General features: G+C 71.1%; 16 protein-coding genes. 8 read left to right on the top strand and 8 right to left on the bottom strand.

The window, feature by feature from the left end:
• Positions 1-242 precede the first annotated feature (242 nt).
• Together DEJ06_RS15985 and DEJ06_RS18415 are read right to left on the bottom strand one after the other, a co-directional pair.
• Positions 243-2,051 (bottom strand): DEAD/DEAH box helicase, encoded by a 1,809-nt coding sequence (locus tag DEJ06_RS15985; RefSeq protein ID WP_071245939.1) that lies wholly within the window; start codon positions 2,049-2,051, stop codon positions 243-245.
• A gap of 91 nt (positions 2,052-2,142) precedes the next feature.
• A complete protein-coding gene (locus tag DEJ06_RS18415) occupies positions 2,143-2,607 on the bottom strand; it encodes a MarR family winged helix-turn-helix transcriptional regulator (protein ID WP_163343313.1) in 465 nt (154 codons plus the stop codon).
• A gap of 96 nt (positions 2,608-2,703) precedes the next feature.
• Here DEJ06_RS18415 and DEJ06_RS15975 point away from each other — a divergent pair, with 96 nt between their 5' ends.
• Positions 2,704-4,878, top strand: coding sequence for an MDR family MFS transporter (locus DEJ06_RS15975; protein ID WP_111039966.1), 2,175 nt, complete (start codon positions 2,704-2,706; stop codon positions 4,876-4,878).
• Positions 4,879-4,954: 76 nt separating this feature from the next.
• A complete protein-coding gene (locus DEJ06_RS15970; protein ID WP_051596480.1) occupies positions 4,955-5,542 on the top strand; it encodes a TetR/AcrR family transcriptional regulator in 588 nt (195 codons plus the stop codon).
• A 319-nt stretch (positions 5,543-5,861) separates the two neighbouring features.
• Here DEJ06_RS15970 and DEJ06_RS15965 read toward each other — a convergent pair whose 3' ends face one another.
• From DEJ06_RS15965 to DEJ06_RS15955, 3 genes are all read right to left on the bottom strand, one after another.
• Positions 5,862-6,284 (bottom strand): hypothetical protein, encoded by a 423-nt coding sequence (locus DEJ06_RS15965; protein ID WP_111039965.1) that lies wholly within the window; start codon positions 6,282-6,284, stop codon positions 5,862-5,864.
• Complete coding sequence (locus tag DEJ06_RS15960) at positions 6,281-6,886, bottom strand: nucleotidyltransferase domain-containing protein (protein ID WP_111039964.1); 606 nt, start codon at positions 6,884-6,886, stop codon at positions 6,281-6,283. Before DEJ06_RS15960 ends, DEJ06_RS15965 begins: the two co-directional genes overlap by 4 nt.
• 72 nt (positions 6,887-6,958) lie before the next feature.
• Positions 6,959-7,717 (bottom strand): SDR family NAD(P)-dependent oxidoreductase, encoded by a 759-nt coding sequence (locus DEJ06_RS15955; RefSeq protein ID WP_111039963.1) that lies wholly within the window; start codon positions 7,715-7,717, stop codon positions 6,959-6,961.
• 68 nt (positions 7,718-7,785) lie between these two features.
• Between DEJ06_RS15955 and DEJ06_RS15950 the strand changes: the two genes are divergently transcribed.
• Entirely contained in the window at positions 7,786-8,364 is a 579-nt protein-coding gene (locus DEJ06_RS15950; RefSeq protein WP_111039962.1) for a TetR family transcriptional regulator, read from the top strand.
• A 51-nt stretch (positions 8,365-8,415) separates the two neighbouring features.
• Complete coding sequence (locus tag DEJ06_RS15945) at positions 8,416-8,826, top strand: VOC family protein (RefSeq protein ID WP_111039961.1); 411 nt, start codon at positions 8,416-8,418, stop codon at positions 8,824-8,826.
• A 19-nt stretch (positions 8,827-8,845) separates the two neighbouring features.
• On the opposite strand, the gene DEJ06_RS15940 is transcribed toward DEJ06_RS15945, so the two are convergent.
• Positions 8,846-9,115, bottom strand: coding sequence for a hypothetical protein (locus tag DEJ06_RS15940; RefSeq protein WP_111033636.1), 270 nt, complete (start codon positions 9,113-9,115; stop codon positions 8,846-8,848).
• A 94-nt stretch (positions 9,116-9,209) separates the two neighbouring features.
• Between DEJ06_RS15940 and DEJ06_RS15935 the strand changes: the two genes are divergently transcribed.
• On the top strand, positions 9,210-10,085 hold the full coding sequence (locus tag DEJ06_RS15935; RefSeq protein WP_071405237.1) for a DUF808 domain-containing protein: 876 nt from the start codon (positions 9,210-9,212) through the stop codon (positions 10,083-10,085).
• A gap of 94 nt (positions 10,086-10,179) precedes the next feature.
• Here DEJ06_RS15935 and DEJ06_RS15930 read toward each other — a convergent pair whose 3' ends face one another.
• On the bottom strand, positions 10,180-11,061 hold the full coding sequence (locus DEJ06_RS15930; protein WP_111039960.1) for an SDR family oxidoreductase: 882 nt from the start codon (positions 11,059-11,061) through the stop codon (positions 10,180-10,182).
• An 85-nt stretch (positions 11,062-11,146) separates the two neighbouring features.
• On the opposite strand from DEJ06_RS15930, the gene DEJ06_RS15925 reads away from it, so the two are divergent.
• The 3 genes from DEJ06_RS15925 (at position 11,147) to DEJ06_RS15915 (ending at position 13,699) form a co-directional block, all read left to right on the top strand.
• Entirely contained in the window at positions 11,147-11,725 is a 579-nt protein-coding gene (locus DEJ06_RS15925) for a TetR/AcrR family transcriptional regulator (protein WP_111039959.1), read from the top strand.
• Positions 11,726-11,805: 80 nt separating this feature from the next.
• On the top strand, positions 11,806-12,240 hold the full coding sequence (locus DEJ06_RS15920) for a VOC family protein (protein ID WP_111039958.1): 435 nt from the start codon (positions 11,806-11,808) through the stop codon (positions 12,238-12,240).
• A gap of 61 nt (positions 12,241-12,301) precedes the next feature.
• Entirely contained in the window at positions 12,302-13,699 is a 1,398-nt protein-coding gene (locus DEJ06_RS15915; RefSeq protein ID WP_111039957.1) for an FAD-binding oxidoreductase, read from the top strand.
• A 120-nt stretch (positions 13,700-13,819) separates the two neighbouring features.
• On the opposite strand, the gene DEJ06_RS15910 is transcribed toward DEJ06_RS15915, so the two are convergent.
• Positions 13,820-14,215 (bottom strand): hypothetical protein, encoded by a 396-nt coding sequence (locus DEJ06_RS15910; RefSeq protein WP_071405987.1) that lies wholly within the window; start codon positions 14,213-14,215, stop codon positions 13,820-13,822.
• Positions 14,216-14,464: the final 249 nt, after the last annotated feature.

Genomic DNA, 14,464 nt, shown 5'->3' with positions numbered 1-14,464 from the left:
CGCTTGCGGTTCGGATCTGCGGTTCCCCGCACCGCAAGATGCCGCAGGGCTGGACCGGCAGACGCCGTCGTGTTCCCGAGACGCCGCTGAATCCGACGGCGTCTCGCCGACTCGGCGGCGTGGAGCCGACACGACGGCGTCTCGCGGGCACGGGACCCGCACCGACGACTGACGGGAGGCCCGGTGCCAGCTGGCACCGGGCCTCCCGTCAGAAGGTGGTCGCGTCTCGGACGCGGCGCGTCTCAGTAGCGCGGCTTGCGCTCCGGACGGTCGTCGCGGTCGTCGCGGCGGCCGCCGCCACGGCGGTCCGCACGGATCTCGATGAGCTTGCCGCTGATCCGGGTGTCGGTCAGGCGGTCGAGCACACCGGGGTCCATGTCGGCCGGCAGTTCGACGATCGAGAAGTCCGGACGGATCTGGATCGCACCGAAGTCGTCGCGGCGCAGGCCACCCTCGTTGGCCAGGGCACCGACGATCTGGCGCGGCTCGACGCGGTGACGACGGCCGACCTCGATGCGGTACGGGGACATCGGCTGCGAACGGCGCGGGCCACGGTCGCCGCGGTCACCACGGTCGCGGTCGCCACCACGGTCGCCGCGGTCGTTGCGGCCGCCACGGTCGTCGCGGGCACCGCGCTCGTCGCGCTCGCTGCGGCGGGCGTCGCGCTCCATCTGGCTGCGGAGGGCGTCGTCGGCGGCGGTGAGGAGCAGCGGCGAGTCGCCCTGCGCCACGACGGCCAGGGCAGCGGCGACGTCGTCCGAGGGGACGTCGTGGTGCTCGACGTAGTGCGCGATGACGTCGCGGAAGGCCGCGATCCGGCCCTGGTCCTCGAGCGCCGCGGTGATCGCGTCGTCGAAGCGGGTCAGGCGCGTCTCGTTGACGTCGTCGATGGTCGGCAGCTGCATCTGCGTGAGCGGCTGCTTGGTGTGGCGCTCGATCGCGGACAGCAGGCGACGCTCACGCGGGGTGACGAAGCTGATCGAGTCACCCGAGCGGCCGGCACGGCCGGTACGACCGATGCGGTGCACGTAGGACTCGATGTCGACCGGGATGTCGAAGTTCACGACGTGCGTGATGCGATCGACGTCGAGGCCACGGGCGGCGACGTCGGTGGCGACCAGGATGTCGAGCTTGCCCGACTTCAGCTGGTTGACCGTGCGCTCACGCTGGGCCTGGGCGACGTCCCCGCTGATCGCGGCGGCGGCGTACCCGCGGGCACGGAGCTTCTCGGCCAGGGTCTCGGTCTCGCTCTTGGTGCGGACGAAGATGATCATGCCCTCGAAGTCCTCGACCTCGAGGATGCGGGTGAGCGCGTCGACCTTCTGCGGGTACGAGACCATCAGGTAGCGCTGCGTGATGTTCGCGGCGGTCTTCGTCTTGGTCTTGACGGTGATCTCGGCCGGGTCGGTCAGGTACTGCTGCGAGATGCGGCGGATCTGCGCGGGCATCGTCGCCGAGAAGAGCGCGACCTGCTTGTCGTCCGGGGTGTCGGCGAGGATCGTCTCGACGTCCTCGGCGAAGCCCATCTTGAGCATCTCGTCGGCCTCGTCGAGCACCAGGTACTTCAGCTCGGACAGGTCGAGCGTGCCCTTCGCCAGGTGGTCCATGATGCGACCGGGGGTGCCGACGATGACGTCGACGCCGCGGCGCAGGGCGGAGAGCTGCACGCCGTACGCCTGGCCGCCGTAGACCGGCAGGACGTGGACGTTCTTCATGTGGGACGCGAACTGCTCGAACGCCTCGCACACCTGCAGGGCGAGCTCGCGCGTCGGGGACAGCACGAGCGCCTGGGGCTTCTTGCTGCCGGACTCCATGCGGGACAGGATCGGCAGCGCGAAGGCCGCGGTCTTGCCGGTACCGGTCTGTGCCAGGCCGACGACGTCGCGCCCGGCGAGGAGGGTGGGGATGGTGGCTTCCTGGATGGCGGAAGGGGTCTCGTAACCGATGTCCTTGACGGCCTTGAGCACAGCGTCGCTCAGGCCGAGATCGGCGAACGTCACCACGGGCCCGTCGTCGAGGGTCTCAGTGGTGGGGGTGGTGTCCGTGCTCATACCACCAACGGTATCTCGAATGCGCGCTCCGCAGGGACGGGAGGCCCGTGGCGGCGCCGCCACGGGCCTCCCGTCCGTCCCGCTGGTCACGTCAGGAGCGCGTGGTGCCGATCCCCAGGACCGCGTCCGCCCGGTCGTTCAGTCGCGTCAGCATCTCGGCGAGGGAGCGCAGCTCGTCCGAGGCGAACTCCTCCGTCAGGTCGTCGAACACCTCGGCGCCGGCGGCGTCCAGCTCGTCGAGCAGCCGTCGGCCGGCGGGGGCGAGCGTGACGAGCGTGGCGCGGCCGTCCGCGGGGTCCGGCGATCCGATCAGGTGTTCGGCCTCGATCAGCGAGGCGACCCGGCGGCTGATCACCGGGCGCGACAGCCCGGTCGCGTCGGCGATCGCGGTCGCCCGGACCGGGCCGTGCCCGGCGACGGCCCGCAGGATCACGCGGGCCGTCGGGTCGAGGCCGCCCCGGGACTCGATGAGCGAGGAGCGCAGGGTCTGCCGGACCCACAGCCGGTCGAGCTGGGATCGCAGGAGTCGCTCGGCGGCACGCCGGTCGTCGGTCACGCGCTCAGCGTAGCGGGCACATTTAGTTGCTTGCCGGAAGCAACAGATGTATCGTTGCGCGGTCTGCAAAGTTTCACAGCCAGAAAAAGGAGTTCGATGACCGCCACCGCACCCGTCTCGGTGCAGCACGGTCGGCACACCGCCGAGGCCCCCGCGGCCTCCGGAGGCGCCGGCCAGCAGCCGCTGATGACCCACCGTCAGATCCTCCTGGTGATCTACGGCCTGATGGCGGGGATGTTCCTGTCCTCGCTCGGCCAGACGGTGTTCGGCACGGCGATCCGCACGATCGGCGACGACCTGCACGGGCTCGACCAGCAGGCCTGGGTGACGACCGCGTACCTCATCACCTCGACGATCGCGACGCCGATCTACGGCAAGCTCTCCGACATCTTCGGCCGCCGCCCGCTGTACATCTTCGGCATCGTCGTCTTCATACTCGGGGCCGTCCTGTCGTCGATGTCCACCTCGATGCTCATGCTCGCCGCCTTCCGTGCGGTGCAGGGCATCGGTGCCGGCGCGCTGATGTCGCTGCCGCTCGCGATCATGGGCGACATCCTCGCCCCGCGTGAGCGCGCGAAGTACCAGGGGTACTTCCTCGCCGTGTTCGGCATCTCGTCCGTGATCGGCCCGCTCATCGGTGGTCTGCTCGCCGGTTCCTCCGAGATCCTGTGGATCACGGGCTGGCGCTGGGTGCTCCTGATCAACGTGCCGATCGGTGTCGCGGCGCTCCTCATGGTCATCGTGTTCCTGCACCTGCCGAAGGTGCACGGCGCCGGCGACGCGAAGCCGAAGGTCGACTGGTGGGGCGCGACCGCCGTCATCGTCACCCTCGTGCCGCTCCTGCTCGTCGCCGAACAGGGCCGCATCTGGGGCTGGGGCTCCCCCGCCGCCATCGCCTGCTACGTCGTCGGTGTCGTCGGCCTGATCGGTCTGCTGCTCATCGAGTCGAAGATGGGCGACGCGGCGATCATCCCGCTCAAGCTGTTCCGCTCGGGCACGTTCTCGATGGCGACCGTCATCGGGTTCCTGGTCGGCTTCGCGATGTTCGGCGCGATGCTCACGATCCCGCTCTACCTGCAGATCGTCGTCGGGCTCACCCCGACCGAGTCCGGGTTCGCGACCCTGCCGCTCGTCGGCGGTCTGATGATCGCCTCGATCACGAGCGGTCAGATCGTCGCCCGCGTCGGCCGGTACCGGATCTTCCCGGTCATCGGCACCGCGCTCGTCTCCGCCGGCTACGTCGTCCTGACCTTCATGTCGATCGACAAGCCGCTCTGGTTCCTGATGATCGGCATGTTCCTCATCGGTCTCGGCCTCGGCTCGGTCATGCAGTCGCTGACCCTGGCGTCGCAGGGCTCCGTCGAGGCCCGTGACATGGGCGTCGCCACGTCGTCCGCCACGTTCTTCCGCCAGATCGGTGGCACGCTCGGCACCGCCGTGCTGCTGTCCATCCTGTTCTCGGTGATGCCGGCGAACATCCTGACCGCGACCGCGAACCAGAAGGACCTCGGTCCGGCACTCGACGCCGCGCTCAACCCGACCGTCGCCAGCGCGAAGGCGAACCAGGGCGCCATGGAGAAGATCTGGACGCCCGTCGTCACCCCGCTGACGAAGACCGTGCAGTCGCAGCTCGACGCAGCCTCGGCCAAGGCGAAGCAGGCCGCCGACGCCGCGGTCACCGAGCAGGTCACCGCGGCCGTACAGCAGCAGGTCGCGGCCGGTGCCGTGCCCGCCGCAGCAGCGCAGACCGTCATCGACCAGCAGGTCGCCGCGGCCACGCCGGCCGCCGAGCAGTCCGCACTCGAGCAGGTCGCCGACCAGGCGCACGCCAGCGTGCAGGACGGCACCGTGTCCGTCGACTGGTCGAACGCCTCGCAGCGCTCGTACTGGGTCGACGAGCTCACCCCGGAGTTGGCGAAGAAGATCGACGACGGCAACACCACGAGCGACAGCGCCACCAGCACGAACGACACCTCGTTCCTGACCGGTGCGGACAGCCGCCTGACCCGGCCGTTCATGGCGGGCTTCAACGCCTCGTCCGTGACGATCTACTGGGTCGGTCTCGGCGTCATCCTGCTCGCGTTCGTGCTGACCTGGTTCTTCCGGGTGCCGCCGCTGCGCCAGCGTTCCGCCCTGCAGGAGCAGGCCGACATGTCCGCCGAGGCGCAGCTCGAGGCCGAGGCGGGCGCCGCTGCAGCCGAGGCCGGCTCGTTCACGGGCCCGATGACCGGGTCCGTGCCGACCGGCTCCACGCCGACGCACCGTCGGTGACCGACCGGGGCGTCCGTCCGTGCCCCCTTTCCGGGCGGGCGCCCCTCCCACACACTGCAAACCACCAGGAGTCCACGTGATCACCACCCCGGCAGCGGCTGCGGCAACGGAGCCGTGCACGCTGCGTGAACGGAAGAAGCAGCAGACCCGGCAGGCACTGCACGACGCAGCGCTCACGCTGGTGTCCGCGCACGGGCTCGACGGCGTCACGGTCGAGCAGATCTGCGCCGACGCCGACGTCTCACCCCGCACCTTCTTCAACTACTTCTCGTCGAAGGCGCACGCGGCGCTCGGGCTCGACTCCGTCGAGGTCCCGGAGCGCTCAGCAGCCTGGTTCGCCGAGGCCGACGGTGCCCTGGTCGACGACCTGTGCGCCCTGGTCGCGGCCACCGTCCCGCTCTCGCAGGACCGCCGCCGCATGAAGGAGCTGCTCGTGCTCCGGCCGGAGATGTCCTCGATGGTGATGCAGTGGATGGCCGAGTCGCGCCAGTCCCTGCTCAGCGTCGTCGGCACCCGCACGGACGCGCAGACCGCCCGCACCGCGGTGACCCTGGTGATGTCGGCGCTCAGCGAGGTGGCGCACCGCGAGACCGTGCGGAGCAACGACGAGCTCGCGGACCGGCTCCGTGCCGTCGTGCGCGAGATGGCGGCGCTCGTCTCCTGAGGCGGGGGTAGCGGGGCGCGGGGTCGAATCGGGCGTACCTGGTCGAATCGGGCGTACCCGGCAGGAACTTCCTGCCCGGTACGCCCGATTCCACTTTCCAGTGCGCGCGCAATGGGAAGGAACCGCGCGTCGTCGACGTGCGCGAAGGGCGGACGGGAGGCCCGTGGCGGCGTCGCCACGGGCCTCCCGTCCGTCAGGTGGTGGCGCCCTGACGCCGCCGCGCCGGTCGGTGCCACACGAGTGCATCACGCGAGCGGTGGCGGGCGAACCGGAGCACGCGCAGCACGACGATGTCGTGGTCGCCCGCTCGACCAGCGCGTCAGACCGACCGCGCGGCCGCCTCGAGTGCCTCAGCGGCTTCGCCGGCGCGCACGATGTCACCGTCACTGACCGACTTCGCGTTGTACTCGGCCTTGGTCTTCACCGCCAACAGCACCTCGAGGTGCTTCGCGACCGCTGGCCCGGCAGCTGCGCGGAGCACGGGCACCGCCTCGTGGTGCGCTCCCGATCGCGAGTAGTTGCCGGTCCGAGCCACGCAGATCGCGTCAGCCGCAGCGATGCCGCTGAGAACGCACTGTGTGACGAACGCGTTCGCGAACTGTGAACCGGCGCTGAACACCCCTCCGTCACCACCCAACGCGCGGAGGACGTCAGCGGCGTCGAGGAACTTCGCCGCCTTGGCGAGCCGGCCCCTCCGGAACGAATCGTCGCCCGGTGCGGTGGTGCCGGTTCGCGGGGTCATCCGTTCAGCGTACGGAGCTTCCGGGACAGCCAACGACCGTCACCTGCGATGGGAATCCCGTCCCGAGCAACCGACGCGAGGAGCGGATCGGTGCCCTCGATCTCGTCCTCGTCGAAGACGACCGGCCGCACGGCGTTGCCGGTCCAACGACCGGCTGCGCGGCACAAGGCGTGGATCTGGTCCTCGGCGTCCGGGCGTCGGCCGCGAGTGACGACGAAGCAGAGATCGAGATCGCTGTCCGGCCGCATCGCACCGCGGGCCCCGGATCCGAAGAGCGCGGCGTACCGGAGGGGGATCGACCGACAGCCGGAGCGGAGTCGTTCGAGCAGGGCACGCCGGAGGTCGGCCAGCGCGGTGACCGCATCGGCGGCGAGGTGCTCTCGGTTCAGGGTGAAGGACTTCGTCCGTCCGGTCCGATGCCCGTCGACGAGGCCCTGCTCGACCAGCCGATCCGCACTGTTCCGGACCCCGGCGTACGACCGGTCGGGCACCAGGCTGCAGATTCCCGCGATCGTCAGGGGTCCGGGGGCCAGTGCCAACACCGCGAGGACATCGCCGTCCACGGAGGTGGTGACCGTCGCGAGGGGAGATTGCAACTGCATGGAGATGTCCGATCAGATCGAGTAGAAATCTACCACTCCAGGTAGATTTCTACTCGTATCTGAGCAAATCCATCAGACCACGGACCAGCCACCGTCGCTCGGCAGCACCGCACCGTTGACGTTCGCCGAGTCGTCACTCAGCAGCCAGGTGATGGCGGCGGCGAGCTGCCCGGGCTGGGCGACCGGCGGGATGGTGGTCTGCATGATGGGACCGACCCGGCGGGCCGCGTACTCGCTGCGCATCGGTGCCTCGATGTTCGTGGCGACCGCCCCCGGCGCCACGGCGTTCGCCCGGATGCCCTGCGGCCCGTGGAAGAACGCGACGCTCTTGGTGTACCCGGCGATGGCGTGCTTCGACGAGGTGTAGGCAGCACCGGCGGCCGAGGCCTTCAACGCAGCCTCGGACGCGACGTTCACGACCGACCCCTTGCCGGCGGCGATCATCAGCGGCAGCACCGCGCGGGTCAGGCGCATCGGGCCGGTGACGTTGACGCTGAAGACACGCTCCCAGGTGGCGTCGTCGACCTCGTCCGGCGGCAGGAACGCGTCCATGATGCCGGCGACGTTGGCGAGCCCGTCCACCCGGTCGCCGGCGGCGGCGATGAGTGCGTCGATGGTCTCGCTCGCGGCGACGTCACCGACGACGGTCTCCACGGCGAAGCCCTCGAGCTCCGTGCGGAGTGCGTCGAGCCGTTCGGCCACGACGTCGGTCGCGATGACCCGCCCGCCCTCGTTCGCGATGCGTGTCGCCGTGGCGCGTCCGATGCCGGAACCCGCTCCGGTGACGATGATGGTCCTGCCGGTGAACCGTCCGGCGGTGGTGTCGGTCATGTGGTCTCCTCGATGCGGGGCGCTCACTGCGCCACACCGGTTATAGCACTCAGTGCCGAAAGGTCTCCATGAGCTCGACGAACGACCGTCCGACGGGGCGCCCGCGCACCATCGACCCCGACGCCGTGTCCCTCGTCGCACTCCGGCTGTTCGACGACCAGGGCTTCGACGCGGTGTCGATGGACGACGTCGCCGCGGCGGCCGGGGTGAGCCGTCGGTCCCTCTTCCGGCTGTTCCCGAACAAGGCGGCGCTGGTGTGGGGCGGTCTCGACGAGTTCGCCGCACGGTTCCGCGAGGCCCTGCGGTCACGGCCGGCCGACGAACCCTCGGCGGTGGCACTCCGGGCGGCCTACCGGATCGGAGCGACGTTCCCGGACGACGCCGTCGAGGTCACCCGACACCGGCTCCGGGTCATCCGCGCGAACCCGTCGCTCGAGCACGTCGGCGCCGCCACGGTCACGGCCCTGACCGACGAGATCCTGCGGTACGTGGCCGAGCGGGACGGGGTCACCGCCGACGACCTCGCCGTCGCCGTGCACGCCCACACGCTGGCCGCCGCCGCGAGCGCCGCACTCACCTGGTGGGCACTGCACGGCGACGGCCGTCCGGAGGACGTCCTGGAGCGGGCACTCGCGCTGCTCGACTGACGAGCCCGGGGTTCCCACGCCGCACGCCGCACGCCGGAGTACCTTCCGGGCATGCACACGACCGGACCCGCGCCGTACTTCCAGTTCGCCGGCACCGCCAGGCAGGCCCTCGAGCACTGGCAGCGGGTGTTCGGCGGCGAGGTGCAGATCGCGACCTACGCGGACTTCTCCCGCACGGACGGCCCGGCCGACGCCGTCGCGCACGGCCAGCTCACCGGCGAGCTGCAGCTGTTCGCCGCGGACGCGAGCGAGGGCGACACCCCGTTCTCGGCGACCGGGCTGCTCTTCTCACTGCTCGGCGCCGCGGAACCGGACGTCCTGCGTCGGTGGTTCGACCAGCTCGCCGAGGGCGGCATGGTGATCGACCCGCTGCAGCAGCGCCCGTGGGGCGACTGGGACGGCACCGTCCGTGACGCGTACGGGGTCACCTGGCTGATCGGGTTCGAGGACTCCGCTCGCTGAGTCCCGCGCGCTGCAGCGCCTACTGCTGGTCGGACGGCAGCAGCGGTGCCCAGAAGGCGTCGGGACCGTCGGCCTGCACCGCGTCGCGCTCGAACCGGAACCCGTAGTCGCGCACGAAGTCGAGGGCCGCGGCCTGCTCGTCCTCGGCGTCGTCGTGCTCCGCGTCGAACAGGTACACGCCGTGCCCCATCGCGACACCGGCGTCGCTGATGACGGAGAGGTCCCAGCGCCCCTGCTCGGAACGCTCGATCCGGACGACGGCGGCCTGGGATGCGGTGAAGTCAGCCATGCCGCGAGCCTACGGACGCCCCGCGGCCGGCGTTCAGGATGCTCCGCGGCCACTACGCTGTGCACGGTCACAGGTCAGACGAGTGGAGAACGCATTGTCAGTCGGATTGCTCGCCGTGGTGGACGACATCCTCTCCGCAGCCCTCAAGGCCAGCGCGAAGACCGCCGGGGTCGTCATCGACGACGCCGCCGTCACGCCCCAGTACGTGCAGGGCCTCGAGCCCGCTCGTGAACTCCCCGTCGTCGGGCGCATCGCCCTCGGCAGCCTGTTCAACAAGTTCATCATCATCATCCCGCTGGCCTTGCTGCTCACGGCCTTCGCACCCGGGGTGCTGCCGTGGCTGCTGCTGCTCGGCGGCACGTACCTGTGCTTCGAGGGCGCCGAGAAGGTCACCGAGTGGTTCGGCGTGCACCACGAGGGCGGGTCCGACGAGGCCGTCACCGAACCGAAGCTCGTCTTCGGCGCCATCCGCACCGACCTCATCCTGAGCACCGAGATCATGCTCATCGCGCTGGCGGGCCTCGACCCCGACCTGGGGCTCTGGCCGACGCTCGGCGCCCTGATCGTGATCGGTCTGGTCATGACGGCCGTCGTCTACGGTGCCGTGGCACTGCTCGTGAAGGTCGACGACATCGGCCTGCAGATGATGAAGAACTCGGTCCGCCGCACCCGTCGGATCGGTGCCCGCATCGTCCGCGCGATGCCGATGGTCTTCCGGGTCATCAGCGTCATCGGCACGGTCGCGATGCTCTGGGTCGGCGGACACCTGGTCATCGCGAACCTCGCCGAGACCGTCTGGCACGGACCGTACGACCTGCTGCACGTGATCGAGCACGCACTCGAGGCCGCAGGCCCCGTCGTCGTCTGGATCGCCGATACCGCCGTCTCGGCCGTGGCCGGCCTCGCGCTGGGCATGGTCGTCGTCGGCATCGTGCTGGGCATCGGCCGCCTGCGCGGCAAGCAGCACTGACGCGGCTGCGCGACGGACGGGAGGCCCGTGGCGGCCTGGCACCGTGCCTCCCGTCCGGCGCACCGTGCGCCCACCGCTGACGGTGCGGCCATGCTCAGCGCTGCACGTTCTCGAGGTCCTCGAGCAGGCTCGGGTGCGTCGGCACCCAGCCGAGCGCTTCGCGCGTGTGGGCACTCGACGACGGCTGGTCCATCGCGAAGATCGGCGCGAACGCGCCGAACGTCTCGTCGGCCACCCGCTCGACCGGCAGGCCGAGCCGCCGACCGATGACCTCGGCCAGGTCACGCACCCGGTCCCCCTCGTCGGCGACCGCGTGCCAGACGGTCCCCGCCGGAGCACCTTCGAGCGCGAGCCGGAACAGCACCGCGGCGTCCGCGGCGTGCACGGCGGGCCACCGCTGCTCGCCGTCGCCGGGGTAGCCCGCCACCCCTGCCTGTCGGGCCGTCTCCGTCAGGATACCGGCGAACCCGCCCGTGCCGTCCGCGTGCACGGTGCGCGGCAGCCGGATCGCCGAGACCCGAACGCCCCGTGCCGCCAGGTCGAGGGCGGCGAGGACCGATCGGGCTCGACCCGCGACCGGCCCCTCGAGCGGGAGCGGGTCGGTCTCGACCGAGGCCCGACCGGGCTCCCACGGCGTGCCGGAGACGACGACGAACGGGCGGTCGGTGCCGACGAGTGCCTCGCCGAGTGCGGCCATGGCGGCGCCTTCCTCGGCGATCCCCCGCTCGAGCGCCTCCGCCGAACTGAAGTCGTTCGAGAACGCGAGGCTGATGACCCCGTCGGCGGCGCGTGCGCCCTCGCGCAGCACGTCGAGGTCGGTGAGTGCACCGCGGGCGGGGGTCGCCCCCGCGGCGACGAGGGCAGCGGCCGACCGGTCCGACCGGGCCAGGGCCGTGACGGCGTGCCCGGCGGTGATGAGTTCGGTGACGACGGCGGTGCCGATGGTGCCGGTGCCGCCGGTGACGAAGACGTGCATGGGTGCTCCTCAGAAGTGATGGGACTTTTGTACCGTCACCGTACACCCGCGATGGGACAATTGTCCCGTCGCGTATGATCGTCCCATGGTGCGATGGGAACCCGGGGCCCGGGAACGACTGGTCCTGGCCGCGGTCGACCTGTTCTCCGAGCAGGGCTACGACGAGACGACCGTCGCGCAGATCACCGAACGCGCCGGTGTCACCAAGAGCACGCTCTTCCGGCACTTCCCGGACAAGCGCGAACTGCTCGTCGCCGGGCAGGAGACCCTGAGCCGGCTGCTCGCCGAGGGCATCACCGACGCACCGGCCGACGCCACCCCGCTCGACGCCGTCGCCGCGGGTCTGGAACGGGCCTCCGACGAGATGGGACCGCTGAACCGCGAGCTCGGACCACGACTGCGAGCGGCGGTCGCCGCCAGTGCCGAACTGCAGGAGCGCGACGCCCTGAAGAGCGTCGGGATGGCCGCGGCCATGACCGACGCCCTGGTCGGCCGCGGTGTCCCCGACGCGCCCGCTCGACTGGCCGCCGAGATGGGTGTCCTCGCCTTCAAGCAGGGCTTCGAGCGGTGGTCGGGTGTGGGGCGCGCCGACGACGACCGACTGGCCGACCACGCCACGGCCGCGCTCGCCGAGCTCCGAGCCGCCGCCACCCAGCTCGGCTGAGCGGACGCGGGCGGACGCGGGGCGGACGCGGGGCGAACGCCGGGCGGACGCCGGTCGTGCATCGTCGTATCCTCGGCGCCATGGCAACGGTGCGACAGGTCCAGGTGACGTTCGACTGCGCCGAGCCGGAGCGTGTCGCCCGGTTCTGGTGCGAGGTCCTCGGGTACGTGGTGCCACCGCCCCCACCGGGGTTCGCCGACTGGGACGCGTTCGACCGGTCGCTGCCGCCGGAGCACCAGGGCTCGGCCTTCGCGTGCGTCGACCCGACCGGTGCCGGCCCCCGCCTGTTCTTCCAGCGCGTCCCCGAGGGCAAGACGGTCAAGAACCGGGTGCACCTGGACGTCCGGGTCGGAACCGGGATGGCCGGTGCCGAACGGCTCGCGGCCCTCGACGCCGAGAGCGCCCGACTGGTCGGGCTCGGCGCCACCCAGGTCCGTCGGATGACGGCGGACCAGGTGAACGAGTCGTGCATCGTCATGCAGGACCTCGAGGGCAACGAGTTCTGCCTGGACTGACCGGCGTATCGTCGACGGACCCGAACCGCACCGCCGCGCCCCGGAAGGACCCCCACCCCGCATGACCGTCACCGCCGCATCCGCCACCGCAGCCGACGCCACCGCCCTCGAACACCTGCTGGGGTCCGACCAGGTCCTCCGCGACCCGGAGTCGCTCGATCGCTACCGCCACGACGACGCCGAGTGGGCCGACTCCACGGCACCGCTCGCCGTGGTCCTGGCACGCAGCACCGACGACGTCGTCACCGCCGTCCGCTGGGCAGCCGCCGCCGGCCTCCGGGTCGTCCCCCGCGGTGCCGGCACCGGCCTGTCCGGCGGCGCCAACGCGATGGCCGACTCGATCGTCGTGTCGCTCGAGCGGATGGACCGGGTGCTCGAGGTGAACACCGACGAGCGCTACGCGGTCACCGAACCCGGCGTCATCAACGACGCACTCCGCGCCGCGGTCGCCGAGCACGGCCTCTGGTACCCGCCGGACCCCGCGAGCTCGGCGATCTCGACGATCGGCGGCAACGTCGCGACGAACGCCGGCGGCATCTGCTGCGTCAAGTACGGGGTCACCCGCGACTACGTCCTCGGTATGACCGTCGTGCTGGCCGACGGATCGGTGGTCGAGCTCGGCCGCCGGACGGCGAAGGGCGTCGCCGGGTACGACCTCACGGGGCTGATGGTCGGTTCCGAGGGCACGCTCGGCATCGTCGTGTCGGTCACCGTGCAGCTGCTCCCCCTGACCGGCCGTGACGAACGGGCGGTGATCGGGTACTTCCCCTCGCTGACCGCCGCGGGCGACGCCGTGGCCGCGATCTCGCGGGCGGGGATCATCCCCGCGGCCCTCGAGATCGTCGACCGCACCTGCCTGCGCGCCGTCGACGACTGGATGCACCTCGGGCTGCCGGCGGACGTCGACACCCTGCTGCTCGCCCGGGTCGACGAGCGCGGTGCCGCCGGGGACGCAATCGCCGACCACGTCGCGGACGTCTTCGCCGAGGCCGGTGGGACGGACGTCGAGCGGGCCACCGACCCCGGGGACATCGACCGGCTGTTCCAGGCCCGCCGGCTCGCCTACCCGGCGCTCGAACGGCTCGGCCCGGTGCTGACCGAGGACATCTGCGTGCCGCGGAGCGCGGTGCCCGAGATGCTCCGGCGGATCCAGGTGACCGCGGACGCGCAGGACGTCACGATCGCCAACATCGCGCACGCCGGCGACGGCAACCTGCACCCGCTGATCATCGCGCCCGAGGGCGACGACGCCGGGAAGGCCCGCGCGAAGACCGCGTTCGACCAGATCGTGGCGGACTGCCTGGCGCTCGGCGGGACCGTGACCGGCGAGCACGGCGTCGGGCTGCTGAAGCTGCCGGGCCTGCGCGTCGAGCTCGGTGACCGTGTGCTCGCGATGCACCGCTCCGTCAAGGACGCGCTCGACCCGGCGGGGACCCTGAACCCGGGCAAGGCGTTCTGACCCGAGCGGACGACGGACGGGAGGCCCGGTGCCAGCTGGCACCGGGCCTCCCGTCCGTCAGGTGGTCGCGTTCAGCGACCGGTGTGCGTCACGCAGGAGCGCACCCGCACGCACGCGCGCTCAGTGGCGACGGAAGTACCCGTTCGCGCCGCCGACGTACATCAGGATCGTCGCGATGAGCACCGCGATGCCACCGATGAACCCGAAGGCGTTGCCACCCGAGGCCGCGCCGACGCCGACACCGATGAGCTGCAGGACCGCGAGGACCGTCAGCACGATGCGGGCCCAGTTGCGGCCGTCGCGCATCTTGAAGACGATGATGAGCTCGATCACGGCGAGGATGAACGCGAAGATCGCGCCGCCCACGAGCGGGGCGGTGCCGACACTGTCAGCGACGTCGGCGGAGGAGCCCGACGTGAGGTTGATGATGCCCTGCAGGATGTTCGCCAGGACCACCACCAGCCAGATGACGAACGCGACGGTGACGGACGTGGGACGACTGGACGTCGATGCCATGGGGAGTGCCTTTCTCGATGGACCACGCTCAGCGGCCTCTCAGAGAACGTACTTGCGGGCGTGACCGCTGTCCGGATGTGCCCAAAGGTCACAGAGCGGTAACGACGGCAGATCCGTCCAAACCCTTCGCCGGAGGGTGCCGAATCACCTGCAACGACCGGGAAACACCCGGAGCGCTCACCAGCCGCACATCGCTGGTTCTCCACCCCACCAAGGGTGTGTTCGGCGCGCACACAGCAACCGCGCCGA

Origin of the sequence: Curtobacterium sp. MCLR17_051, assembly GCF_003234395.1 — a bacterium.
Lineage (GTDB): Bacteria > Actinomycetota > Actinomycetes > Actinomycetales > Microbacteriaceae > Curtobacterium > Curtobacterium flaccumfaciens.
Note: the sequence above shows the minus strand (reverse complement) of the source record. Positions and strands in the feature narration are given on the sequence as shown.